We start from the raw sequence: 25,200 nt of genomic DNA, 5'->3' as shown, positions 1-25,200 counted from the left end.
TTACTCTGCGTACTGAGGTGAGACGCCGCTTTCCGCGAGCGGAAGGATCGCATCAGGTCGTTTCCCTGGCTCGTCGTACAACGTCACGTGCGTCACGCGCTCGCCGCGCCAGAAGGTAATTTGCGTACCGACTGGCGTATGGTGCACGTTCACTTCCGTCAGCGGCGCGCTGTTTGCCAGATCCCACAGACACACAAAACGCGCCTGCGGCAGGTGATTGCGTATGACCAGATAGCTAAGATTGCGAATCGCCGGGTTATCGGGCGCCAGCCCTTGCCAGAGTTCACCATCACCGGACAGCCAGAGCGCAACGGTATCGCCGCCGCGCGCAAAGTGGCGCGGCTGACAGCCGTTCAGCGGCGTCACGGTTGCTTCGGTCATTCGCCGCAGCGGGCCGCTGAGCGAAAAGGGCCGGGCGGTGCCGCTCTGGTCCAGCGCCTGTGCCGCCAGATGCAGCGTCCAGTCGAGCTGCTGGCGATGCGGGTTCTCCACGGAGGAAAGATCGATCAGCACATCTTCAAGCCACAGCAGGCGACGGCGGAAGCGCACGTCCCGCCAGGCCGTAGCGTCCCATTCGACGCGGCTATGGCTGTTGAGCTCCGGCGGCGGTTTGCCCCAATCAACCTCGCTATCCAGCCACAGAAAGTCGTCATCCATATGCCGGCCCAGCACCTGCGGATTGGCCGGAGGCTGGTTGCTCTGATTAACGCAAAGCGTATTGTGGGTGGCGCTGTTTTTGTAGTAGTCGTAGTGCATTTTCGCGCCGTAGCCGGTGGTGCCCATATCCGTGAGCAGCCAGCCGTCGCGATGCCAGAGCATCAGCCCCAGCCGGTCGTAATGGTCGTGTTCGCCGCCCCAGGGACTGTGCTTAATCAGCAGCGCCTGCTGCGGCCGTCGCCATAGCGTCAGACCCGCGCCCGGCGCAAACAGCGACTGCTGCGGGATGAGCGCCAGGGGGGATTCCGGCAGAGACCGTTCGCGCCATAGTAGGGTTTCACGCTCATCGGGCGCCGTTTCGGTAAACTGCAGGACCGCGGCGTACTGCGGGTCACGCCAGATAAACCAGGCGAACTCGTACAGATCCCGGTGATGGAGCTTTTCCTGCCCGGCGAGGCAGTCATTAAGGCGGGGGAAAGTGCCGTCCGGCAGCAGCAGCGCCAGCGGGAACTTCAGCATCGCCTGATACCAGGGGCCGTCCAGCAGGCTCCAGCGGGTGCCGCGCGCCAGCTTCTCGAAGGCGAAAAAGCCCTGCAGCGCGTAATAGTGATAGTGAATCGAACCTTCAAACCAAAGCCCTTCTGCCAGCAGGCCGTTTTCCAGCTGCCAGCGCAGGCCGTACGGCTGGTTAACGGCAAACTCCAGCAGCGCTTCATCTTCGAGGACGAAACCCAGTACGCCAAGCGCCGCGCTGATTTTGACTTCATGGTTGTGAATCTGCGGACTACGATGGTCGCGCAAAAACGTGGCCGCACAGCGCAGCAGGTTTTCACTGATGTGCCGCTGCTCGCCGGGGGGCAGGCTGTCGCGAATAAAGTCATAACCCAGCGCCATTTCCAGAATGCAGTTGGCTTCGCACAGCGTCTGGGCGTTCATCTTTCCCGGCCCGTTGTTGGGAATATCGCCGTGAATCGCATAGCCGGGATAGACATCCGCGTAACCCATCAGCAGCGTGCGAACTTTATCGCGATACGCCGTTTCGTCGGTCAGCCGCCATAGCAGGCCAAGCTGCTGACAGGCGCTGGCGTTTCGGCCATTCATCTCGCGCCACCAGGCGCCGTCCCACGGTTCGCCGCTAAATATTTCCCCATCGACCGGGCAGGCATGCTGGTAGGGCGTATCCGCCCGCCACGTCAGGCGTACGCCGTGGCGCGGACAAAAGTAATAGAGATTCCAGCTGGCGATGCCTGACTGCGGAATGCGAACCGCTGCCTGAAGTACCGGCTGCGCATCCTTCACTAGCCGTTCAAGCAGTCCGCTATTCGCGGCTGCGCGTCCGACAATGTCGGGCCAGAGCCCAGAAAATTGTTTCATTAGCGGTTATCCCTGACCTCTGACGATGCGGAAAGCGGGGCGATAAGCGTCGTGATATCGTCGGGATATTTCGCCCGCAGCCACTGCGCTTTGTCACTGAACAGCGGATCTTCCGGCCAGGCGTGTGCGGCGGTGGCGATATTGCGCAGCGCTTTCTTGTCATCCATTTTATCGATATCTTTCCAGGGCCATGGCGTATCGCTGTTAATAAACCCGGCGATGTACTGATAGCCTTTGCGCAGGCTATGGTCGTCGAGGGTGAAGTTCCAGATATCGACGCCCGCCTTCTCGCCCAGTCGCCCGAGGCGGTTGTAGGCTTCGAGGTTGAAATTGCTGTAGTGCCACGGACGCGTGCGCTCCAGCTCGGCCATCTGGCGGCCTTCAATATCAAATTGTCCCGCAATACGCCGCAGCTGGGTGATGTACAGGCGCTTTTTCGCCTCGTCGATTTTACCGCTGAACAGGGCGAAGGCGGCGGCCTGCATATCAAAATAGCTGCCGTGATTGTTATGCCAGTTCTCTTCTTCAAAGCCGTTCTGGCTGGTGGTCATCCAGTGGTAATAGTCGCCAAACCACTGCCTTAATGCGCTAACGTCGTTATCGCTCAGCGCAGCTGAGGATTGCAGCAGGGCGATCGCGTCAACGACATCAACCAGCGCGCGGCTATCAATAATGCCGATACCGCGTCCGGTATTAATGCCGGGAATGGCCTGGGCATGCTGCAGGTTGGGGGTCATTCGCGTTTTGGGATCGAGGAACCAGGTCTTTAACTGCGCAGCCGCTTTTTGCGCGTAGCGATCGTCGTGAGAGAAGTACCACGCCAGCGCCAGCGTTGACACGTCGTTACTCATTTTCACCAGCCGGTTTTTATCGGTGGCGTCACTATTGGCGTCAGGGTTGGTTTGCCCATCTTTGCGGATATAGGGAAGCCCGTCCTGGGTATCAGGGTTTGGCCACCAGTAAGGCGGAAAGCTGTAGTAGTCGTGCTTATTGCCGCTGGCGGCGACCAGCGTTTTATCCATCACCGAGAACAGCGGATGATTGAGCGCCAGATCGGCTTTCTTTAGCAGCGCCGCTTGCGCCTGAACAAATAGCGGATCTTTCGCGGCGATCTGCTGGCGGCTAAAGGCTAAATCCTTTCCGTCTAGCGTGTACGGCTCAGCGGCATACGAGGCGGCGCTCAGGCCGGAACAAAACAGCGCAATGCATAACAAACCTCGGCGAGGTATTGAGTTCATCGTGATAACCCTTCTGCAAATATGAGAAAAGATAACAACAGAATTATACCTGACGCGTATTTAAAGGACGCGAAAAACAGGCGGTGTAATTAAAAACAATATATTTAAATATTCGATGGCGAGCAGTGTAAAAGACAAAGTGATTTTTTTTGTGACGTCCTTCAAGTTTAACGGCCTGGATAAATAATGACGCTATTAATGCAGTGTACATCACGTATTTTGCCGTTTTTCTCTATTTTTTGAATCTTTTAACAAAATTAGTAAATTTATAATATATTGATTTTAAATGTTATTTGTTTTTCGTCACTTTTCTTGTCACTTTTTGGTGTGATCTATCTCAATTTTCTGGTTTTTGAAACGCAATTTCTTTTTTGCATGGTTGTATTGGGAAATACATTTCTATCTAATGAATGGAAATATTTCTTGCGTCAGCTGTATTAACGCCTGAGCGATATTCACATTTCTTTTTATGTATTAATTGAGAATTTAATTACCTTGGTGCCCTACAATAAAGGATATGCCATCATGTCTGCCAATAAATTACGTTCATTGTTACTTCTTACCGCGCTCGGGCTCGGCGTTAGCCAAAGCTACGCCGCGACTACCCTCAACGTCTGGATCCGCGCCAGCAATGACTCGAAGAATATCTACAAACAAGAGGCGGAAAAGTTTGAAGAAAAAACCGGTATCAAAATTGAGTATTTCAACGCCACCACCGACTTTGAACAGCGGCTGGCGCGCGCCACGGCGGGCAACGCCTTACCCGATCTGATTTTTAACGATGCGGCGTCGCTGGGGCAGTTTATCCAGTTGGGTATTGCCGAAGAAATTGACCCGCAGGCGATCGCGGGCGGCGACCAGCTATTCCAGACGGCATGGAAGAGCACCCGCTATATCGACGGTAAATACTATGGCGTACCGACCTCCGCGCAAACTTTCGCCCTGTTTGTGCGCAAAGACTGGCGGGAAAAACTGGGGCTGCCGCAGCCGAAGAGCTGGGATGATATTCAGGCCCTGGCAAAAGCCTTCACCACCCAGGATCCCGATGGCAACGGCAAAAATGATACCTACGGATTTATCGTTCCCGCCTCCACGACGCGCGGCTACGCCAGCTGGTTTATGAGTAGCTTTATCTGGCAGGCGGGCGGCGATTTCGTTAAAGAAGAGAGCGGAAAATTCAGCGCTTCGCTCAATACGCCGGAAGTGGCTCAGGCGATGACCTTTATGCGCGCCATGATGTGCGACAAAGTCACGCAGCCGGGGGCGATTAACGCCACCACCGCCGACGTTATTCCCTCCTTCCGTTCCGGGCAAAGCGGCATGTTCTTCAGCGGCCCGTACCATATCGCGCTGTTCGATAAAGACCCGGGTAAAGACAACTTTGAAGTGATTCCGGTGGTGGGGCCTAAAGGTGAGGCCACCCTCGCCGAGGGCACCACGGTCTTTATGATGAAGAGCAGTGTGCAGAAAGAGGCGGCGCGTCAATTTATCGAATTTATGATTTCCCCGGAAGGTCAGGAAATCGGCATGGGTAAAGGCAGCCAGCATATACCGGTGGTGCGCCTGCCGGTGAATAAGAACGTCGACGTCAAAGCCGTTTATCAGGACGCGCGCTGGGAGACTTTCGCCCGACTTTACAATGAACAGGGGCGCTACGTGCCGCAAATTCCCAACTGGACGCCGGTGCGTCAGGTGGCAGCCGAAGGCTTTAACCGCATTTTTGCCGACTGCAGCAGCGATATTCCCGGCGAGCTGAAGACGCTCGACGGCAAGGTGAACGCTGAGCTGAAAAAACAAAATGTGCTGGCTAACTGAGGACATAGGTTATGACGCTGCATGAGACGAAGTCCTCGCCGATAAAGCAGGCCGCTTCGCCTGACTCGGCCGGATGGCTGAGCGCAAAGCGTAAGCGGGCGCTGATCCCGTGGCTGTTTTTAGCGCCTGCGCTAATTATTTTCAGCTGGTTTAAGTTTATCCCCATGATTCAGGGTCTGGTGATGAGCTTTTACAAGGTCAACTTTAATCAGCCCAACGAGTGGGTAGGGCTGGATAACTTCACCCGCGCTTTTGCCGACGCCGAGCTGCACGCGGCGGTGGTGAACACGCTGCTGTACGTGGTGGTAACGATGTTCGCCGCGGCTATCCTGGCCTTCTTTCTCGCCATGCTGCTGGAAGGTCCGGCGCGCCATCTGCGTTTTATTCGCACCGCCATCTTTTTACCCGCGGTCACCAGCGCGGCGATCGTCGCCGAAATGTGGCGAATTTTATTCAACCCAACGCCCAACGGCGTGGTTAACCACATCCTGAGCTGGTTTGGCGTCGCCGACCAGGGCTTTCTTGCCAGCTCCGATCAGGCGCTGGGGGTCATCATGCTGCTGCATATCTGGAAGGCGGTGCCTTACAACATGGTGATTTTTATTGCCGGCCTGGCGGGGATCAGCCGCGATTTATACGATGCGGCGAACGTTGACGGCGCCAGCTGGTGGAACCGCCTGCGCTACGTCACGCTGCCTGGCATGATCCCGGCGCTCTCGGTGGTGCTGATGCTCTCCTTCATTCGTGGTTTTCGCGTGTTTGCCGAGGTGTATGCCACCACCGGCGGGGGGCCGTCTAACGCCACGGAAATGGTCATGACCCACATCTATAAATTGGGTTTTGAGCAGTTTGACTATGGCTACGCTTCGGCGGTGTCGTTTCTGCTGTTCACCTTCACGGTTTTGTTAACCATTTGTCATCTGACGCTGAAAAAACGTATCGCCCGTTACTAAGGAGCCGCGATGTTAAGTAAACGTTGGGATACAGCAGGACGCTGGTGCATCTACGCGCTGCTGCTGATTGTCTTTGTCGGTCCGTTCTGGGGCATCGTCGCCACGGCATTCAGCGGTGCGCCGGTGAAACCGGGCGAACTGCTGGCCTGGCCGAATCAGTTCTCATTTGAAAACTTCATCTTTGCGTGGATGGATATTGGCGTCTGGCAGTATCTGCTGAACTCCATTCTGGTGGTGTTCTTCGGCACCGTTCTGCAGGTGTCGGTCAGCGCGCTGGCGGCCTATGCGCTGGCGCGGAAGAAGTTTCGCGGCGTGGCGCTGGTGAGCCTGGTGATTTTGTCCACCATGATGCTGCCGGAAGAGGTCATCGCCATTCCGCTGTACATGATTATTAACTGGCGACTGCCGTTTATCGATGCCTCGCTCTACAACAGCTACCTCGGGATGATTTTACCGGTTGTCGGCTGGGCGTTCTCTATCTTTGTCCTGACTGAATTTATGTCGGCGATTCCGAAAGAGCTGGAGGAGGCGGCGCGGATTGATGGCGCTAACGAGTGGCAGATTTTCTTCCACGTCATCCTGCCGCTGGTGAAACCGGCGCTCGGCACGGTGGTGACCTTCGGCTTTATTATGATTTGGGACCAGTACCTGCTGCCGCTGATCGTTGTCAACCAGGACAGCCTGAATACCATTCCGGTGATCCTCGGCACGCTGCGTACCGATGAGAGCATCACGCCGAACATTTTTATCGCCATAACGCTGCTGGCGATGCTGCCCAGCATCATCGTCTACCTGGGTCTGCAAAAACATTTTAATCGCGGGATTATGTCCGGCGCGGTCAAAGGATAAGGAGTTATCAATGGGATCTGTTGTACTGAATAGCGTGCGTAAATCGTATGGTGACGCGCACGTGATTAAAGACGTGTCGTTGACTATCCCGGACGGTGAATTCTGCGTCCTTGTGGGCCCCAGCGGCTGCGGCAAGTCCACGCTGCTGCGCATGATTGCCGGGCTGGAAGAGATTTCCGGTGGCGAGGTGCATATCAACGAACGCAACGTCACCGAGGTAGAACCGAAGCTGCGCGATATCGCGATGGTGTTCCAGAGCTACGCGCTCTACCCGCAGATGACGGTGCGTGAAAATATGGGCTTTGCCCTAAAGATGGCTAAACTGCCGAAAGCGGAGATCAATCAGAAGGTCAATGAAGCGGCGGCGCTACTGGGGTTGGAGCCGCTGCTGGAACGCCTGCCCAAAGATCTCTCCGGCGGCCAGCGCCAGCGCGTGGCGATGGGGCGGGCGATCGTGCGTAAGCCGCAAGTATTCTTATTCGATGAACCGCTCTCCAACCTTGACGCCAAGCTGCGAACCCAGGTGCGCGGCGAGATCCGCGAACTGCATCGTCGGCTGAAAACCACCTCGGTATACGTCACCCACGATCAGATTGAGGCCATGACCATGGGACAGATGATCGTCGTCCTGCGCGATGGGCGAATTGAACAGGCGGGTACCCCGCTGGAGCTGTACGACCGGCCGGCGAATCTGTTCGTGGCCGGATTTATCGGTTCGCCGGAAATTAACCAGCTTCCCGGCGAGGTTGTGCTGAACGGCAACGCGACCAGCCTGCGTCTGAAAGATGGCTCGCTGCTGGCGTTGCCCGCGGGGTTACGGGTGACCGACGGCCAGCAGGTGGTGTACGCCATTCGCCCCGAGCAGGTCAACGTGGTCCATGAAGCGCGCGACGATGCGCTGGCGGCGAAGGTGACGGCGGTGGAGAACACCGGCTCGGATATGCAGCTCTTCTGCGATACCGGCGGCGGGGCGTTTACATCGGTGTTCAAACAGCGTCTGGCAGTAAAAGAGGGGGATAAGATATGGCTACAGCCGAAACTCTCGGGCGTGCACCTCTTTGATGCGCAAAGCGGTCAACGCATAGCGTGCCGGGAGGAAGTTTAAGGTGGCGATGAAGCTGTACACCCTTGATGAAACCTGCCTGGAAAACGCCCGGGCGGGCTTAAAACAGCCGTTCTCGCCGCTGCAGCTGGCGCTGAGCAAGCTGGTGTCAGAGGCCGACATTCTGCGCCGCGAAGCGCCGGAAAGCGTGGTGCACAAAAAACTGCGCCCGGCGAGCGGCGATGCGCACGATTACTACAGTCTGGGGACCTACTGGTGGCCAAACCCGCGGCGTCCCAACGGGCTGCCCTACATTCGCCGCGATGGGCATATCAACCCGCAGTGTGAAAATAACGATACCGACACCTCGCGCATTATCCGCATGTGCGAACGCTGTCTGACACTGGGACTGGCGTGGTACTTCACCGGCCAGCGCCAGTACGCGCAGGCGGCGGCCGTGCAGATCCGCTGCTGGTTCCTCGATGCCGACACGCGAATGAATCCGCATCTGAACTATGGCCAGGCGATCCCGGGGATTGTTTCCGGCCGCGGCACAGGGCTGATTGACACCCGCTTAATGTGGATGGTGGTGGATACCATCGGCTTGGTGAGTGCGGCGAACGTGCTGGATACCGACGATATTATCGGCCTGCACCAGTGGTTCCGCGATTTTAACCACTGGATGTACTACAGCGAAATTGGCCACTCAGAGTACGTCTGGCACAACAACCACGGCACCTGGTACGACGCCCAGCGGACGGTTAACGCGCTGTTCTATGGCGATAAAGGGCTGGCGGCGCGGATCATCGAGCAGGGGATCACCCAGCGGATGGCGGCGCAGATTGACCAGGATGGCAAGCAGACCATGGAGCTCGAACGTACCATCCCTTTCCACTACTCGCTGTTTAACCTGGAAGCGCATCTGCTGCTCAACCGCTATGCCGAGCACGTCGAGTTTGACCGCTGGAACGCCATCCGCGATGGGCGAGGCGTGAAGCAGGGGATTGATTACCTGGTGCCGTTTATTCGGGAACCGGATCTCTGGCCCTATAGCGACCTGCAGGGGATTGTGTGGGATAGCGCGCTGCGCGTGCTGCTGCAGTCTGTGCGGGGGTATGCAAAACAAGCCGGCAGCTATCGTGAAGCGCTGAAATGCGTGCCGCAGGAGACGCTGCAGCTGAAGGAACAGCTCATGTGGTGCCCGGGCTGATACAACAATGCTTCTTGCCTCCCGACGGCGCTGCGCCTGGCCGGCCTGGCTGATATGTAGTCCAGATAAGGCGTTTACGCCGCTATCCGGGGAATGCGCAGGGATTGAGGCTTTGTCTTCCCGGGCGGCGCTACGCTTGCCCGGGCTACGGGGCCACGGCTGTCTTACACTGCGGCGATGATTTTAATCTCGACTTTGTATTTCGGATTCATCAGCTTCGCCTGTACCGTACAGCGTACCGGGGCATGACCGGCGACGACCCATGCATCCCAGGCCTGGTTCATCGCTGCAAAATCTGCGCCGTCGGCAAGGAAAATCGTCGCATCAAGAATACGCGACTTGCTGCTGCCCTGTTTCTCCAGCACCGCGTCAATCTGCGCCAGGGTATCGGCGGTTTGCGCGCAGGCGTCGGCATCCAGGTTGGACGGCACGCCGGTGTAGTACAGCGTCTGGTTGTGAATCACCACATCAGACCAGCGGGCTTCGGCATCAATACGCGTAATGGTCATGTTTATTTCCTCTTTGTTCCGGTTCATTAAGCTGCGGCAAGACTGCCACAATGTTGCACCTGCGTCACTACCCGCACTGGCGAAAACCCCTCCACCCTGACATAATCACTGTCCAAATAACCAGGGGGTAATGTGATCGACGATTTTGCAGCAGACGGCCAGCTGGCCAGCGCGATTGCGGGATTTAAACCACGCGAGCCGCAGCGCCAGATGGCTTTCGCCGTCGCCAGCGCGATTGAAGAAACCCGTCCGCTGGTGGTTGAAGCGGGTACCGGGACCGGGAAAACCTACGCTTATCTGGCGCCTGCGCTGCGCGCCAACAAAAAAGTCATTATCTCCACCGGCTCGAAAGCGCTACAGGATCAGCTCTACAGTCGCGATTTGCCTACCGTCGCCAAAGCGCTGAAGTACACCGGTAAGCTGGCCCTGCTGAAAGGGCGGTCGAACTACCTGTGCCTTGAGCGTCTGGAGCAGCAGGCCCTTGCCGGGGGAGACCTGCCGGTACAAACCCTCAGCGACGTTATTCTGCTGCGTTCATGGTCTAATCAAACCGTCGATGGCGATATCAGCACCTGCGTTAGCGTCGCCGAAGATTCCCAGGCCTGGCCGCTGGTCACCAGCACCAACGACAACTGCCTCGGCAGCGACTGCCCGTTATATAAAGACTGTTTTGTGGTGAAGGCGCGGAAAAAGGCGATGGATGCCGACGTGGTCGTCGTCAACCATCATCTGTTCCTCGCCGATATGGTGGTCAAAGAGAGCGGCTTTGCCGAGCTGATCCCCGAAGCGGAAGTGATGATCTTCGACGAAGCGCATCAGCTACCGGACATCGCCAGCCAGTACTTTGGACAATCGCTCTCCAGCCGCCAGCTGCTGGACCTGGCAAAAGACATTACTATTGCTTATCGTACCGAGCTCAAAGACACTCAGCAGCTGCAGAAGTGCGCCGACCGGCTGGCCCAGAGCGCGCAGGATTTTCGCCTGCAGCTGGGGGAACCGGGCTATCGCGGCAACCTGCGAGAGCTGCTGGCTGACCACAACATTCAGCGCGCGCTGCTGCTGCTTGATGATGCGCTCGAACTCTGTTACGACGTGGCAAAGCTGTCGCTGGGCCGCTCGGCGCTGCTTGATGCCGCCTTTGAGCGGGCAACCCTTTATCGTGGCCGCCTGAAGCGGCTGAAAGAGACCAGCCAGCCGGGATTTAGCTACTGGTATGAGTGTACTTCCCGCACCTTCACCCTGGCGCTGACCCCGCTGACGGTGGCGGATAAATTTAAAGAGGTGATGGCGCAAAAATCGGGGAGCTGGATCTTTACCTCGGCCACGCTCTCGGTCAATGACGATTTACATCATTTCACCGATCGCCTGGGCATCGGTGAAGCGCAAACGCTGCTGCTGCCCAGCCCCTTTGATTACGCCCATCAGGCGCTGCTGTGCGTGCCGCGTAATTTGCCGTTACCCAACCAGCCCGGCGCGGCGCGGCATCTGGCGGCGATGCTCAAACCGCTGATTGAGGCTAACGACGGGCGCTGCTTTATGCTGTGCACTTCCCACGCCATGATGCGCGATCTGGCGGAGCAGTTCCGCGCCACCATGACCCTGCCGGTGTTGCTGCAGGGGGAAACCAGTAAAGGCCAGCTTTTACAGCAGTTCGTCAGCGCCGGGAATGCGCTGCTGGTGGCGACCAGCAGCTTCTGGGAAGGCGTGGACGTGCGCGGCGATGCCCTCTCGCTGGTGATTATCGACAAACTGCCGTTCACCTCGCCGGAAGATCCGCTACTCAAAGCGCGGATGGAAGATTGCCGTCTGCGCGGCGGCGATCCCTTTGATGAGGTGCAGCTGCCGGACGCGGTGATTACTCTTAAACAGGGCGTGGGGCGTCTGATCCGCGATGTTACCGATCGTGGGGTACTGGTTATCTGCGACAACCGTTTGGTGATGCGTCCCTACGGCGCGACCTTCCTCGCCAGCCTGCCGCCCGCGCCGCGCACGCGCGACATCCGCCGGGCGGTACGCTTTCTTGCGGTGCCGCCGGCGAGGTAATCCGGCGCAAAATGTGGTAAGCTGCGCGCCATTTTGTCAATCTGCTAGAGCGAGAGCGCGACAACCCATGCGAATTTTAGCTATCGATACCGCCACGGAGGCCTGCTCCGCGGCGCTGTGGAATGATGGCACCCTCAGTGCTCATTTTGAAATCTGCCCCCGTGAACATACCCAACGTATCCTGCCCCTGGTGCAGGAGGTCCTCAATGAGAGTGGCACGCAATTAACCGACCTTGACGCGCTGGCCTTTGGCCGCGGGCCGGGGAGCTTCACCGGCGTGCGTATCGGTATCGGTATCGCCCAGGGGCTGGCGCTGGGGGCCGAGCTGCCGATGATCGGTGTGTCCACGTTGGCAACCATGGCGCAGGGCGCGTGGCGCAAAACCGGCGCAACCCGCGTGCTGGCGGCCATCGACGCCAGAATGGGCGAGGTCTACTGGGCGGAATATCAGCGCGATGAGCAGGGCGTCTGGCACGGCGAAGAGAGCGAGGCGGTGCTGAAGCCGGAAGCGGTTCGCGAGCGGCTTCAGCGGCTGGAAGGCGAGTGGGCCACCGTTGGCACCGGCTGGCAGGCGTGGCCCGATCTGGCTAACGGCTGTGGTTTAACGCTCGTCGATGGCGACATTCAGCTGCCAGAAGCGCAGGATATGCTGCCGCTGGCCTGCTATCTGCTGACGGCGGGAAAAACCGTGGCCGTCGAACACGCTGAACCGGTTTATTTACGTAATGAAGTGGCGTGGAAGAAACTTCCTGGCCGCGAGTGAATCTCAGTAACTATATGTCTGAGAAGAAGGAAGGAGTCGCGTCATGGCGGGTCAAAAAAGGGTAGTGCGTTGGTTAGTCGCGGCGGCAGTCGTTGCTGCGCTGAGCGGGTGCGCTTCGGTGCCGGATGCCATAAAGGGCACCACCCCGACGCCGCAGCAGGATCTAGTCCGGGTAATGAACGCGCCGCAGCTGTATGTCGGTCAGGAAGCGCGTTTTGGCGGCAAGGTGGTTAGCGTACAGAACCAGCAGGGTAAAACCCGCCTGGAAATTGCCACCGTTCCGCTCGACGGCGCCGCGCGTCCGGCGCTGGGCGAACCGTCGCGCGGGCGTATTTTTGCCGACGTAAACGGCTTTATCGACCCGGTGGATTTTCGCGGGCAGCTGGTCACCGTGGTTGGCCCGATCGTCGGCGTCGTCGACGGCAAAGTGGGGAATACGCCGTATAAATTCATGTTGATGAATGCCATCGGCTACAAGCGCTGGAACGTTGTGCAGCAGGTGGTGATGCCCCCGCAGCCAATGATGGACCCGTGGATGTTCGGCCCGCGCCCGTGGGGCTACGGTTACGGCGGCTGGGGCTGGTATAACCCGGGCCCTGCCGAAGTTAGAAACGTCGTAACTGAATGATTTTGTAGCTATTGTAAGCAAAAAGAAACAGCGGCTGGTCCGCTGTTTCTTCGTTTTCAGTCAAATAAGAAAAATAAATAGTGACGCGCTTCGCAACCTGTACAACGCCTAATTAATAAACTGGTACGCTGAGTTAATATAATGTTAACAGAATGTTTGTTGATCAGGGGCTGTGATGACGACGAATAACTATTTCAGAGGTGATGCAGTGAAAAAGGTTTGGCTAAACCGTTATCCCGCGGACGTTCCTGCGGAGATAAACCCTGACCGCTATCAATCCCTGGTTGAACTGTTTGAACATGCCGTCCGCCGCTATGCCGACCAACCGGCATTTATCAATATGGGCGAGGTGATGACCTACCGTAAGCTGGAGGAGCGCAGCCGGGCGTTTGCCGCTTACCTTCAGGAAGGTTTGGGTCTGCAAAAAGGCGACCGCGTCGCCCTGATGATGCCGAATCTGCTGCAATATCCGGTAGCGCTGTTTGGTATCTTGCGCGCGGGGATGATCGTGGTGAACGTCAATCCGCTCTACACCCCGCGCGAGCTGGAGCACCAGCTCAACGACAGCGGCGCCGCCGCCATCGTGATTGTCTCCAACTTCGCGCATACCCTGGAAAAGGTGGTTGATAAAACCCAGGTTAAGCACGTGATTTTAACCCGTATGGGCGATCAGCTTTCCCCGGCGAAAGGCACCGTGGTTAACTTTGTGGTGAAGTACATCAAACGGCTGGTGCCAAAATACCATCTGCCGGACGCCATCTCGTTTCGCAGCGCGCTGCAGCACGGCTACCGTATGCAGTACATCAAGCCGGAAATCGTCCCTCAGGATCTCGCTTTTCTCCAGTACACCGGCGGAACAACCGGCGTGGCGAAGGGAGCGATGCTGACGCATCGCAATATGCTGGCGAACCTTGAGCAGGTCAACGGCACCTACGGGCCGCTGCTGCATCGCGGCAAAGAGTTGGTCGTTACCGCGCTCCCGCTGTACCACATTTTTGCGCTGACCATGAACTGCCTGCTGTTTATCGAGCTGGGCGGGCAGAATCTGCTGATCACCAACCCGCGCGATATTCCAGGCCTGGTCAAAGAGCTGGCGAAATATCCCTTCACCGCGATGACCGGGGTCAACACCCTGTTTAACGCGCTGCTCAATAACCAAGAGTTTCAGCAGCTCGACTTCTCCTCCCTGCATCTCTCCGCCGGCGGCGGCATGCCGGTGCAGCAGGTGGTGGCCGAACGCTGGGTTAAGCTGACCGGGCAGTATCTGCTGGAAGGCTATGGCCTGACCGAGTGCGCGCCGCTGGTGAGCGTCAACCCGCACGATATTGATTATCATAGCGGCAGCATCGGCCTGCCGGTGCCCTCCACCGAAGCGAAGCTGGTGGATGACGACGATAATGAAGTACCGCCGGGGGAGCCGGGGGAGCTGTGCGTGAAAGGGCCGCAGGTGATGCTGGGATACTGGCAGCGTCCTGATGCCACCGCGGAAATTATTAAGGACGGCTGGCTGCATACTGGCGACATCGCGGTGATGGATGAAGAGGGCTTCCTGCGCATCGTCGACCGCAAAAAAGATATGATTCTTGTCTCGGGCTTCAACGTCTATCCGAATGAAATCGAAGATGTGGTGATGCAGCACGCCGGGGTTCAGGAAGTGGCCGCGGTCGGCGTGCCGTCCGGCAGCAGCGGTGAAGCGGTGAAAATTTTCGTGGTCAAGAAAGACCCGACGCTGACGGAAGAGATGCTGATTACCTTTTGCCGTCGCCAGCTAACCGGCTACAAGGTTCCGAAGCACGTTGAGTTTCGCGATGAGCTGCCGAAATCCAACGTTGGGAAAATTTTACGTCGAGAACTGCGTGACGAAGCCCGCGCTAAAGTAGACAATAAAGCCTGAGCTAAGAGTGAATCGCCAGACGCCGGCTAAGCCGGCGTTTTTTATGGGCGCAAGTTAAGAGAGTATGATTTGAACTATCAGATGATCACCACCAACGATGGCCTGCGCGCCGTCTGTGACGCGGCAAGCGCGGTTTCCGCCATTGCGCTGGATACGGAGTTTGTCCGTACTCGCACCTACTACCCGCAGCTCGGTTTGCTCCAGCTGTTCGACGGCACCCAGGTTTCGCTGATCGACCCGCTGGTCATCACCGACTGGCAACCGATGCGCGAACTGCTGCTGAATAAAGACGTGACCAAATTTCTGCACGCCGGTAGCGAGGATTTGGAAGTATTCCTTAATGCCTTTCATCTGATGCCGCAGCCGCTGATCGATACGCAAATTCTGGCCGCCTTTTGCGGTCGCCCGATGTCCTGGGGCTTTGCGTCGATGGTGGAAGAGTTTACCGGTGTGGCGCTGGATAAAAGTGAATCCCGTACCGACTGGCTGGCGCGTCCGCTAACCGAACGCCAGTGCATTTATGCCGCCGCCGATGTCTGGTACCTGCTGCCGATTGCCGGAAAGCTGATGGCTGAAACCGACAGCGCAGGCTGGCTCTCCGCTGCGCTGGATGAGTGTCAGCTGATGCAGCAGCGCCGCCAGGAGGTGCAGGATCCTGCCGAGGCGTGGCGCGATATCGGTAACGCCTGGCAGCTGCGCACTCGCCAGCTGGGCTGCCTGCAGCTGCTGGCGGACTGGCGTTTGCGTAAAGCGCGCGAGCGCGACCTGGCCGTCAACTTTGTCATTCGCGAAGAACATTTGTGGAACGTGGCGCGCTATATGCCCACCAGCCTGGGTGAACTTGATAGCCTGGGACTGTCGGGCAGCGAAATTCGTTTCCACGGCAAGACGCTGATCGGCCTCGTCGAGAAAGCGCAGGCGCTGCCGGAAGAGGCGCTGCCTGAGCCGCTGCAGAATCTGATCGATATGCCGGGCTACCGCAAGCTGTTTAAAGATATTAAAGCGCTTGTGCAGACCGTGAGCGCCGAGAAAGGCGTCAGCGCCGAGCTGCTGGCCTCAAGAAGGCAGATTAACCAGCTGCTGAACTGGCACTGGGGATTAAAAAGCGGCAACGGGCAGCCTGAGCTGGTATCCGGCTGGCGAGGCGCATTGATGGCCGATCGCCTGAATGCGCTATTAAGCGAATACCCGCGCTAACGTTTGGTCTGCAAAGTAACAAAAACCGGCTTCGCATCGCGACGCCGGTTTTTTTTATACCTTCAGGCTCAGGATTTCGACTCTTCAGTTTCCGGCAGGGTCACGTTCAGCTCCAGAATCGAAATATCACCGTCTCTCTGCTCAAGCTGCACGCTGACCATTTCCGGGTCGATTTGCACATATTTGCAAATCACTTCAAGAATGTCTTTACGCAGCTGCGGAAGATAGTGCGGCTCCGCGTCGCCGCGACGGCGCTCCGCGACGATGATTTGCAGGCGCTCTTTCGCAATGTTGGCCGTGTTCTTTTTCCGCGAGAGAAAAAAGTCGAGTAATGCCATAATTTATCCTCCGAACAGGCGTTTGAGGAAACCTTTCTTCTCTTCTTCTACGAAGCGGAAAGGACGTTCTTCTCCGAGCAGACGTTCAACGGTATCGGCATAGGCTTTGCCCGCGTCCGAGGTATCATCCAGAATAACCGGTTCGCCCTGGTTAGACGCGCGCAGCACGGACTGATCTTCCGGAATCACGCCCACCAGATTGATGCGCAGAATTTCCAGCACGTCTTCCATGCTCAGCATGTCGCCTTTGTTGACGCGGCCTGGGTTATAGCGGGTCAGCAGCAGATGCTCTTTAATCGGATCTTCACCTTTTTCCGCACGGCGGGATTTAGAGGCCAGGATGCCGAGGATACGGTCGGAGTCGCGAACGGAGGAGACTTCCGGGTTAGTGGTGATGATGGCTTCATCAGCGAAGTATAACGCCATCAGCGCACCGGTTTCGATGCCTGCAGGGGAGTCACAGACGATAAAATCAAAATCCATCTTTTTCAGTTCTTCGAGAACTTTGTCTACGCCTTCGCGGGTCAGGGCGTCTTTGTCACGCGTCTGGGAGGCCGGGAGGATATAGAGGTTCTCCGTGCGCTTGTCTTTGATAAGCGCCTGGTTCAGCGTGGCATCGCCCTGGATGACGTTGACGAAGTCATAAACGACCCGGCGTTCACAGCCCATGATCAGGTCAAGGTTACGCAGGCCGATGTCGAAGTCGATAACGACCGTTTTCTTTCCCTTCTGGGCCAAACCAGTAGCGATGGCCGCGCTGGAGGTGGTCTTGCCAACGCCTCCTTTACCCGAAGTCACAACAATAATGCGTGCCATAGAAATTCCTTGTTAAAAAGGGATTAATTCAACGATTGAATCGTCAAAGCGCTGTCGTCTAAACGTAGACGCGCCGCTTTGCCATAAAATTCGGCCGGAATGTTATCACTCAGCCAGTATTCCCCGGCGATGGAAACCAGTTCCGCCGAGAGGTTGGTACAAAATATTTGGGCGTCTCTGTCGCCGCCAGCGCCGGCAAGCGCACGTCCCCGCATCATGCCATATACATGGATGTTACCATCGGCAATAAGTTCAGCCCCGGCACTCACATGGTTTGTAACAATTAGATCACAGTGTGGCGCATAAATACGCTGACCGGAACGTACCGGCTGATCAATCAAACGCGTTTTTGTGATCTGATTAACAACTGGCGGCGGCGCGACGGGTGCTGGCGGGGCCTGACGGGTGGTTTTTTCTTTCCCTTCGGTTAATAACGGGATCCCGGCGCGGTCAATTTCGGTTTTCAGCCGAGGAAGTTTACATCCGCTTACGCCCATAATACGCAGTCCGGTGGCCGCAATAGCTTCATGGAGAGGGCGCCAGTCGACGTCATCTTCAATGCTGCTGATATTCACCACCACGGGGGCATGACGTAAAAAGGCGGGAGCCTGGGCGATTTTGTCTTCTAACGCCTGACGAATAACCTCGGGATTTGCATCGTGCAAATGAACCACAGATAAGGTGAAGCTACTGCCCTTAAGTTCGATTGGCGTATTTGACATCCTGGCCTTACTCAATTTGCTGTTTATCACTCGCTGAAGTGCGGTGATATTCCGAAGACTAAAAGGCATGTTATAGTCACTCATATATAGAGGCAAGTGACCGCAGGTCTAATTCCGAGTAAAACTATGTTTTGTGTGATCTATCGAAGTACTAAACGTGAGCAAACCTATTTATATGTCGAAAAAAAGGACGATTTCTCCCGCGTTCCTGATGAATTAATGTATAGCTTCGGTACGCCTAAACTGGCAATGATTCTGCCGCTTGATGGACGAAAAAAACTCATTCACGCCGATTTGGATAAAGTGAAGCAGGCGCTGGCCGATCAGGGCTATTACCTTCAACTCCCTCCGCCATCTGAAAATTTACTCAAGAAACACCTGGCGGAACAGGGGAATAAATCTGATTAACCCACAGAGGTAAAAAATGTACCAACATCATAACTGGCAGGGTGCGCTACTGGATTATCCGGTAAGCAAAGTGGTTTGCGTGGGCAGCAACTATGCAAAACACATTAAGGAGATGGGCAGTGCGACGCCGGAAGAGCCGGTGCTGTTTATTAAACCTGAGACGGCGCTATGCGACATCCGCCAGCCGTTGGTGCTGCCTGAGGGCCTGGGTTCGGTGCACCATGAAGTTGAGCTGGCGGTGCTGATTGGCGGCACGCTGCGTCAGGCGACCGAAGATCACGTGCTTAAAGCCATCGCCGGCTATGGCGTGGCGCTGGACCTCACTCTGCGCGATCTGCAGGGTAAACTGAAAAAGGCCGGTCAGCCGTGGGAAAAGGCGAAAGGCTTTGATAACGCCTGTCCGATTTCCGGGTTTATTCCCGCCGCCGAATTTCACGGCGACGCGCAGAATACGCCGCTGAGCCTGAAGGTGAACGGCGAAGTGCGCCAGCATGGCACCACGGCCGACATGATCCATAAAATTGTGCCGCTGATCGCCTATATGTCGCGCTTCTTCACCCTGAAAGCCGGTGACGTGGTGCTGACCGGTACCCCGGAAGGCGTGGGGCCGCTCGCCAGCGGCGACGAGCTGGATGTGGGGTTTAACGGCTTATCGCTGACCACCCGCGTGCTGTAACGACCTCTTGCCGCCATCTCCGGGCGGCAAAACTTGCAACGGCGTGCCAGACTGGTTATAAGGTGCACCCTGAATTGCAATGACGGACATCCCAATGAGCGAACAACCTTTCTGGCAACAAAAAACACTGGATGAAATGAGCGATGCGGAGTGGGAATCACTTTGCGACGGCTGCGGACAGTGCTGCCTGCATAAGCTGATGGATGAGGATACCGACGAAATCTATTTTACCAACGTCGCCTGCCGTCAGCTCAATATCAAAACCTGCCAGTGCCGTAACTATGAGCGCCGCTTCGAATATGAGCCGGACTGCATTAAGCTAACCCGCGACAATCTGCCTACGTTTGAATGGCTGCCGCCGACCTGCGCCTATCGTCTGCTGGCGGAAGGCCAGCCGCTGCCGCACTGGCATCCGCTGTTAACCGGTTCGAAGGCGGCGATGCATGGCGAACGCATCTCGGTTCGCCATATTGCGGTGAAAGAAGCCACCGTGGTTGACTGGCAGGATCATATCCTGAATAAACCAGACTGGGCGCAGTAGGCGCTCAGTTAGCTTTTCTTCGCGTGGAACAGCCCGCTTTCACCGTCGGCGTCGTCCGCAACCCAAAAGTTAATATTGAACTGCGCGTCGTCGCTGAGCTCAATGCGGTGCCAGTACTGCGGCGGGCTGGTCGCGAACTGCCCGGCGTTGATAACAACCTTTGCCTCAGGTTCTGTCGCCTGTTCATCGGCGAAACCATAGTAGGTTACCGTGCCTTCCATCACGCAAAGCTGGCCGAAAACACCCGCAGCGGTGTTGTGGTGCGTCAGTAGAGCGGCAGGGACGTTCTGTTTGGTAAAGAATGGGGTGGAGCGTTTTACCTTCCAGCTAGCGGGAATACGCAAATGAGACATCATGTGCTCCTCAGTTAACATTTATAAGATGTATTTAATATGCACCTTTATGGCAACAACGTCAACGCGCAGGCAAAAAAAAACGCTCCCGGAGGAGCGCATTATCAGCAATGGTTCTTAGCGACCAAACAGATCGCGCTTTTTAGGTTTAAACGGCTGAGCGATAAGCACCAGGACACCGACCACCAGATAGGCGGCGAAGATGCCAACCAGCCACTGCGGCATTTCCAGCGTCAGGAATTCCCACTGGCGTACGGAGCAGTCACCGGTAGCGACAAACACCTGAGGCAGCCATTTATCCAGCGGCAGCCACGTTGGGAAACGAGCGGCGAAATCGCAGGTCTGGAAAGGGGAAGGGTGAAGCTGAATCATGGTGTGTTCCCATGACAGCTGCAGCCCGCGTAGGGCGCTGTAGAGCCAAATCACAATCGCGACATAGCGCAGAGGGGTTTTTGGCGCAATGGCGCCGACGATACCGGCGCCCATCACGCCAAATAGCGCGCAGCGCTCGTAAATACACAGTACGCACGGCTGCAGCAGCATCACGTGCTGGAACCATAACGCCACCAATTCAAGAATAAACGCGGTTAGCGCCATCAGGAGCCAGGCACCGCGTCCCCTTGAGCACTGGTTTAAATATCGCAACATAATCATTTCCCTGGAACATGCTAAATCATGGCAGTGTAAACGAAAACCGTAGCGACGCCAGCAGCTAGTCTGAAAATATTACGTAAACGAATATGGAATGCCCGGCGTTTTGAGCCGGGCATGGATGATTTTATTTCAGCAGCTGCGGCGTCACCAGCCAACCGTGCTCCAGCATCCACTGGGTAGCCGGCATCAGGGTAAACTCGACGCAGGCCAGGCCGACGAGGGTCAGGACGAGGGTATACGGCAGCGCCATCCACACCATCCGGCCATAGGAGAGGCGAATCAGCGGAGCCAGCGCGGAAGTCAGCAGGAACAGAAACGCGGCCTGGCCGTTCGGCGTGGCGACCGATGGCAAGTTGGTGCCGGTATTGATCGCCACCGCCAGCAGCTCGAACTGCGGCAAACTGATGCTTCCCTGCTCCAGAGCGGACTTGACCTCGTTGATATAGACGGTGCCGACGAAGACGTTATCCGAAATCGACGACAGCAGGCCGTTAAACAGGTAAAACAGCGACAGCTGGGCGTGCGGCGAGGCCTGGAGAACGAATTCGATCACCGGCGCAAACAGGTGCTGATCGATAATCACCGCCACAACGGCGAAAAAGACCGTCAGCAGCGCGGTAAACGGCAGCGCTTCGGTAAACGCTTTGCCGATGGCGTGTTCATCGGTGACCCCGGAAAACGTGGTCGCCAGAATGATGACCGACAGGCCAATCAGACCGACTTCCGCAAGGTGCAGCGCCAGGGCGATGATTAGCCAAACGCCGATAATCCCCTGGGCGATAAGACGCAGGCGATCCTGTCGGCTGCGGCTCTGACGGCTACGATCGTCAAAATCCTGCAGCACTTTACGCACGGTTGGCGGCAGCGGTTCGCCGTAGCCAAACAGGCGGAATTTCTCCAGCAGCAGGCAGGTGAGCAGGCCGCAGACCAGCACCGGCAAGCTTACCGGCAGCATGCGCATGAAGAATTCGCCGAAGTGCCAGCCCGCGGCTTTGGCGATAATCAGGTTCTGCGGTTCGCCAACCATCGTCATCACGCCGCCGAGCGCGGTGCCGACCCCGGCGTGCATCATCAGGCTGCGCAGGAAGCCGCGAAACTGCTCCAGGACATCGCGATAGTGCTGCTCGATATGGCTGTCGTCGAGCATATCGTCATCGTCCGGCCGCGCCGAAGCGACTTTGTGATAAATACCGTAGAAACCCACGGCGACGCTAATCACGACCGCGACAACGGTCAGCGCGTCAAGAAATGCGGAAAGAAAGGCGGAAGCGACGCAAAACGCCAGCGACAGCAGCATCTTGCTGCGGATGCCGAGCAGCAAACGGGTGAAGATGAACAGCAGCAGCTGCTTCATGAAATAGATCCCCGCCACCATAAACATCAGCAGCAGCAGGACTTCAAGGTTAGCGGCAACTTCCGCCCGGATATGCCCGGGCGTGGTCATCCCGATAAACACCGCTTCGATCGCCAGCAGACCGCCCGGCAGCAGCGGATAACATTTGAGCGCCATCGCCAGGGTGAAAATAAATTCGATAACCAGCAGCCACCCGGCAATAAACGGATGAAGATAAAATACCAGCGGATTAACGATTAAGAAAATGATGAGAGTGAGTTTGTACCAGTCCGGGGACTGACCAAGAAAGTTGCGCCACAGGGCGCGGCCATACGACATTTCCACGACAGACATCCTTTCTCCGCCAAATTCTGAAACATGATTTTATGCGTAACTATACGCAAGATTACCAGTTGCGCAAAATGGGGCGCAACTTTCTTCGCATCACATTCTTTAGCAACAGAAAGTGTGAAATGAAAAGTTGAAAATGAAACGGCGATCCCTTTTTAATTACTTTCTGGCGCTATCTGCCTTTTGGCCGCTCTGGTATGATGAGTCGAATAGCAACGCTGTGTAATGGAAATCTTATTATGGTCATTAAGGCGCAAAGCCCTGCGGGTTTCGCTGAAGAGTACATCATTGAAAGTATCTGGAATAACCGCTTTCCTCCTGGTTCAATTCTTCCCGCTGAACGTGAACTTTCTGAACTGATTGGTGTTACCCGTACAACCTTACGTGAAGTGTTGCAGCGTCTGGCGCGCGATGGCTGGTTAACCATTCAGCACGGTAAGCCTACCAAGGTGAACAACTTCTGGGAAACTTCAGGCCTGAATATTCTCGAAACCCTGGCGCGTCTCGATCATGACAGCGTACCGCAGCTGATTGATAATCTGCTGTCCGTACGTACCAATATTTCGACGATTTTTATCCGTACCGCTTTCCGCCAGCATCCTGACAAGGCGCTGGAAGTTCTGGCGAGCGCGCGTGAAATTGAAGACCACGCCGACGCTTTTGCCGAACTCGATTATAACATTTTCCGCGGTCTGGCCTTTGCTTCAGGTAATCCCATCTACGGCCTGATCCTCAATGGAATGAAAGGCTTATACACCCGGATTGGCCGTCACTATTTTGCCAACCCGGAAGCGCGTAGCCTGGCGCTCGGCTTCTATCACCAGTTGGCGAAGGTATGTGAAGAAAAGCTTCATGAACAGGTTTATGAAATCGTGCGCCGCTACGGGCATGACAGCGGTGAGATTTGGCACCGTATGCAGAAGAATTTGCCGGGTGACCTGGCGATTAATATGCGCTAGACCCCGCCAACGAATAAAAAACGCCCGGTGCTATCACCGGGCGTTTTGCTTTTCACGCGCTATAGCGGATTGGGCCGCGGCGGCGTACGTTCCAGCAGCTCAACGCTACCATCGGCGTTTTGCTGCTCAAGAAGAACGTCAAACCCCCACAGGCGGTGGACGTGCTTAAGCACCTCGCGACGGCCTTTATCCAGCGGCACACGGTTATGCGGAACGTAGCGCAGGGTGAGCGAGCGGTCGCCGCGCAGGTCAACGTTCCATACCTGAATATTCGGCTCGAGGTTGCTCAGGTTGTACTGCGCTGAAAGCTTCGAACGAATCTCACGATATCCTTCTTCATTATGAATAGCGGATATTTCCAGATAGTTATTGTGATCGTCATCGAGCACGGTAAAGAAGCGGAAATCGCGCATGATTTTCGGCGACAGGAACTGGCTGATAAAGCTCTCATCTTTGAAGTCGCGCATCGCGAAGTGCAGCGTTTCGAGCCAGTCTGAACCGGCAATATCCGGGAACCAGTATCTATCCTCTTCCGTCGGCGACTGACAAATACGTTTAATATCCTGGAACATGGCGAAACCCAGCGCGTAGGGGTTAATGCCGCTGTACCACTGGCTGTTATAGGGCGGCTGGAACACCACGTTGGTGTGGCTGTGCAGAAACTCCAGCATAAAGCGCTCGGTCACTTTTCCTTCGTCATAAAGATGATTAAGGATGGTGTAATGCCAGAAGGTCGCCCAGCCTTCGTTCATGACCTGAGTCTGCTTCTGCGGATAAAAATACTGGCTGACCTTGCGCACAATACGCAGGATTTCACGCTGCCAGGGTTCCAGCAGCGGCGCGTTTTTCTCCATAAAATAGAGCAGATTTTCCTGCGGCTCTGAAGGATAGCGGCGCGCCGCTTCAATCGTCTTTTCCTCTTCGCGCTTCGGCAGGGTGCGCCACAGCATATTCACCTGACTCTGGAGATACTCTTCCCGGCTTTTTTGCCGCGCCTTCTCCTCCTGCAGGGAGATTTTCTGCGGACGTTTATAGCGGTCAACGCCGTAGTTCATCAAGGCGTGGCAGGAGTCGAGCAGCTTCTCGACTTCATCTACGCCATAGCGCTCTTCACATTCGGTGATGTATTTCCGCGCGAAGATGAGATAGTCGATGATTGAACTGGCGTCGGTCCAGCTGCGAAAGAGGTAGTTATTTTTGAAAAACGAGTTATGCCCGTAGCAGGCGTGCGCCATGACCAGCGCCTGCATGGTGATGGTGTTCTCTTCCATCAAATAGGCGATACAGGGGTTGGAGTTAATGACGATTTCATAAGCCAGCCCCTGTTGACCGTGCTTATAGGCCTGTTCGGTCTCAATGAATTTTTTACCGAACGACCAGTGCGGATAGTTAATCGGCATCCCGACGCTGGAGTAGGCATCCATCATCTGTTCGGATGTAATGACTTCGATTTGGTGCGGATAGGTGTCAAGACGATACAGCTTCGCCACCCGGTCGACTTCTGCCAGATAGGTCTCCAGCAGCTCAAAAGTCCAATCGGGTCCATCGCTTAAACGGGTTGTGTCCTTGTTCATGGAATCAATCGTAGCCATTAGCGCGCCCTCGTTGTTGATGGTTCTCTCTGTACGGAAAACCTCTTAACAAGCATAGAACACGGCGTCGCAAACTGCGTCCATCCGCATTTTCTTTTCTTCGCGATTTCACCATCTGAAACGCGATATTCCACGATTTAAACAGAATTTTATTCTGTAGAAAAATGAGGCGCAGCAGGAGATGGTAAACCGACGGGGGCTGCGCTGGCGCAGAACCCTGTGAGATAAGTCACCATAAATAAAGCGTATGTTGAATAATATTTTCATCTGAGTTATCAATTTGTA

General features: G+C 56.1%; 24 protein-coding genes. 14 read left to right on the top strand and 10 right to left on the bottom strand.

Features of this window, described 5'->3' with window-relative positions:
* Together CMQ96_RS01145 and CMQ96_RS01140 are read right to left on the bottom strand one after the other, a co-directional pair.
* Entirely contained in the window at positions 1–2,031 is a 2,031-nt protein-coding gene (locus CMQ96_RS01145) for a heparinase II/III family protein (RefSeq protein WP_098065704.1), read from the bottom strand.
* Entirely contained in the window at positions 2,031–3,269 is a 1,239-nt protein-coding gene (locus CMQ96_RS01140; protein ID WP_049089559.1) for an alginate lyase family protein, read from the bottom strand. Before CMQ96_RS01140 ends, CMQ96_RS01145 begins: the two co-directional genes overlap by 1 nt.
* A 525-nt stretch (positions 3,270–3,794) precedes the next feature.
* Between CMQ96_RS01140 and CMQ96_RS01135 the strand changes: the two genes are divergently transcribed.
* The 5 genes from CMQ96_RS01135 to CMQ96_RS01115 are packed head-to-tail and all read left to right on the top strand — an operon-like array spanning position 3,795 to position 9,138.
* On the top strand, positions 3,795–5,084 hold the full coding sequence (locus CMQ96_RS01135) for a sugar ABC transporter substrate-binding protein (protein ID WP_004138498.1): 1,290 nt from the start codon (positions 3,795–3,797) through the stop codon (positions 5,082–5,084).
* A gap of 11 nt (positions 5,085–5,095) precedes the next feature.
* Positions 5,096–6,037, top strand: coding sequence for a carbohydrate ABC transporter permease (locus CMQ96_RS01130; protein ID WP_004121980.1), 942 nt, complete (start codon positions 5,096–5,098; stop codon positions 6,035–6,037).
* Between the two features lie 9 nt (positions 6,038–6,046).
* Complete coding sequence (locus CMQ96_RS01125; protein WP_004121979.1) at positions 6,047–6,886, top strand: carbohydrate ABC transporter permease; 840 nt, start codon at positions 6,047–6,049, stop codon at positions 6,884–6,886.
* Positions 6,887–6,896: 10 nt separating this feature from the next.
* Positions 6,897–7,991, top strand: coding sequence for an ABC transporter ATP-binding protein (locus CMQ96_RS01120; protein ID WP_004138500.1), 1,095 nt, complete (start codon positions 6,897–6,899; stop codon positions 7,989–7,991).
* A 7-nt stretch (positions 7,992–7,998) separates the two neighbouring features.
* Positions 7,999–9,138: an alginate lyase family protein gene (locus tag CMQ96_RS01115; protein ID WP_029669640.1), complete on the top strand. Its 1,140-nt coding sequence runs from the start codon at positions 7,999–8,001 to the stop codon at positions 9,136–9,138.
* A 164-nt stretch (positions 9,139–9,302) separates the two neighbouring features.
* Here CMQ96_RS01115 and CMQ96_RS01110 read toward each other — a convergent pair whose 3' ends face one another.
* Positions 9,303–9,647, bottom strand: a complete 345-nt coding sequence (locus CMQ96_RS01110) for a RidA family protein (RefSeq protein ID WP_004113724.1) — start codon at positions 9,645–9,647, stop codon at positions 9,303–9,305.
* Positions 9,648–9,779: 132 nt separating this feature from the next.
* Here CMQ96_RS01110 and CMQ96_RS01105 point away from each other — a divergent pair, with 132 nt between their 5' ends.
* The 5 genes from CMQ96_RS01105 to rnd all read left to right on the top strand — a co-directional run bounded on the left by CMQ96_RS01105 (position 9,780) and on the right by rnd (position 16,172).
* A complete protein-coding gene (locus tag CMQ96_RS01105) occupies positions 9,780–11,690 on the top strand; it encodes an ATP-dependent DNA helicase (RefSeq protein ID WP_049099800.1) in 1,911 nt (636 codons plus the stop codon).
* Between the two features lie 67 nt (positions 11,691–11,757).
* Positions 11,758–12,453 carry a tRNA (adenosine(37)-N6)-threonylcarbamoyltransferase complex dimerization subunit type 1 TsaB gene (gene tsaB, locus CMQ96_RS01100; RefSeq protein WP_024357824.1) on the top strand — a complete coding sequence of 232 codons (696 nt, stop codon included), beginning with the start codon at positions 11,758–11,760 and terminating at the stop codon, positions 12,451–12,453.
* A 43-nt stretch (positions 12,454–12,496) separates the two neighbouring features.
* Positions 12,497–13,081, top strand: a complete 585-nt coding sequence (locus CMQ96_RS01095; protein WP_024357825.1) for a Slp family lipoprotein — start codon at positions 12,497–12,499, stop codon at positions 13,079–13,081.
* A 208-nt stretch (positions 13,082–13,289) separates the two neighbouring features.
* Complete coding sequence (gene fadD / locus CMQ96_RS01090) at positions 13,290–14,975, top strand: long-chain-fatty-acid--CoA ligase FadD (RefSeq protein ID WP_098065702.1); 1,686 nt, start codon at positions 13,290–13,292, stop codon at positions 14,973–14,975.
* 81 nt (positions 14,976–15,056) lie between these two features.
* A complete protein-coding gene (rnd, locus tag CMQ96_RS01085; protein ID WP_162685360.1) occupies positions 15,057–16,172 on the top strand; it encodes a ribonuclease D in 1,116 nt (371 codons plus the stop codon).
* Between the two features lie 68 nt (positions 16,173–16,240).
* On the opposite strand, the gene minE is transcribed toward rnd, so the two are convergent.
* The 3 genes from minE to minC are packed head-to-tail and all read right to left on the bottom strand — an operon-like array spanning position 16,241 to position 18,048.
* On the bottom strand, positions 16,241–16,510 hold the full coding sequence (minE, locus tag CMQ96_RS01080; RefSeq protein WP_002910902.1) for a cell division topological specificity factor MinE: 270 nt from the start codon (positions 16,508–16,510) through the stop codon (positions 16,241–16,243).
* 3 nt (positions 16,511–16,513) lie between these two features.
* A complete protein-coding gene (gene minD / locus CMQ96_RS01075) occupies positions 16,514–17,326 on the bottom strand; it encodes a septum site-determining protein MinD (RefSeq protein WP_004121970.1) in 813 nt (270 codons plus the stop codon).
* Positions 17,327–17,349: 23 nt separating this feature from the next.
* Positions 17,350–18,048 (bottom strand): septum site-determining protein MinC, encoded by a 699-nt coding sequence (minC, locus tag CMQ96_RS01070; RefSeq protein ID WP_024357828.1) that lies wholly within the window; start codon positions 18,046–18,048, stop codon positions 17,350–17,352.
* A 126-nt stretch (positions 18,049–18,174) separates the two neighbouring features.
* Here minC and CMQ96_RS01065 point away from each other — a divergent pair, with 126 nt between their 5' ends.
* The 3 genes from CMQ96_RS01065 (at position 18,175) to CMQ96_RS01055 (ending at position 19,673) form a co-directional block, all read left to right on the top strand.
* Complete coding sequence (locus CMQ96_RS01065) at positions 18,175–18,456, top strand: YcgL domain-containing protein (protein WP_004138522.1); 282 nt, start codon at positions 18,175–18,177, stop codon at positions 18,454–18,456.
* A gap of 16 nt (positions 18,457–18,472) precedes the next feature.
* Positions 18,473–19,132, top strand: a complete 660-nt coding sequence (locus CMQ96_RS01060) for a fumarylacetoacetate hydrolase family protein (protein WP_098065700.1) — start codon at positions 18,473–18,475, stop codon at positions 19,130–19,132.
* 94 nt (positions 19,133–19,226) lie between these two features.
* On the top strand, positions 19,227–19,673 hold the full coding sequence (locus CMQ96_RS01055) for a YcgN family cysteine cluster protein (protein WP_004121966.1): 447 nt from the start codon (positions 19,227–19,229) through the stop codon (positions 19,671–19,673).
* Between the two features lie 8 nt (positions 19,674–19,681).
* On the opposite strand, the gene CMQ96_RS01050 is transcribed toward CMQ96_RS01055, so the two are convergent.
* From CMQ96_RS01050 to nhaB, 3 genes are all read right to left on the bottom strand, one after another.
* Positions 19,682–20,026, bottom strand: coding sequence for a DUF1971 domain-containing protein (locus tag CMQ96_RS01050; RefSeq protein ID WP_004138523.1), 345 nt, complete (start codon positions 20,024–20,026; stop codon positions 19,682–19,684).
* A gap of 117 nt (positions 20,027–20,143) precedes the next feature.
* Complete coding sequence (gene dsbB, locus CMQ96_RS01045) at positions 20,144–20,674, bottom strand: disulfide bond formation protein DsbB (protein WP_004103253.1); 531 nt, start codon at positions 20,672–20,674, stop codon at positions 20,144–20,146.
* Between the two features lie 130 nt (positions 20,675–20,804).
* Positions 20,805–22,358, bottom strand: coding sequence for a sodium/proton antiporter NhaB (gene nhaB, locus CMQ96_RS01040; protein ID WP_098065810.1), 1,554 nt, complete (start codon positions 22,356–22,358; stop codon positions 20,805–20,807).
* A gap of 245 nt (positions 22,359–22,603) precedes the next feature.
* On the opposite strand from nhaB, the gene fadR reads away from it, so the two are divergent.
* Positions 22,604–23,323, top strand: coding sequence for a fatty acid metabolism transcriptional regulator FadR (gene fadR / locus CMQ96_RS01035; protein WP_004121962.1), 720 nt, complete (start codon positions 22,604–22,606; stop codon positions 23,321–23,323).
* Positions 23,324–23,382: 59 nt separating this feature from the next.
* Here fadR and CMQ96_RS01030 read toward each other — a convergent pair whose 3' ends face one another.
* Positions 23,383–24,915 carry a SpoVR family protein gene (locus CMQ96_RS01030; RefSeq protein WP_004138526.1) on the bottom strand — a complete coding sequence of 511 codons (1,533 nt, stop codon included), beginning with the start codon at positions 24,913–24,915 and terminating at the stop codon, positions 23,383–23,385.
* Positions 24,916–25,200 lie beyond the last annotated feature (285 nt).

The organism is Klebsiella sp. MBT K-1 (assembly GCF_002556465.1).
Lineage (GTDB): Bacteria > Pseudomonadota > Gammaproteobacteria > Enterobacterales > Enterobacteriaceae > Klebsiella > Klebsiella grimontii.
Note: the sequence above shows the minus strand (reverse complement) of the source record. Positions and strands in the feature narration are given on the sequence as shown.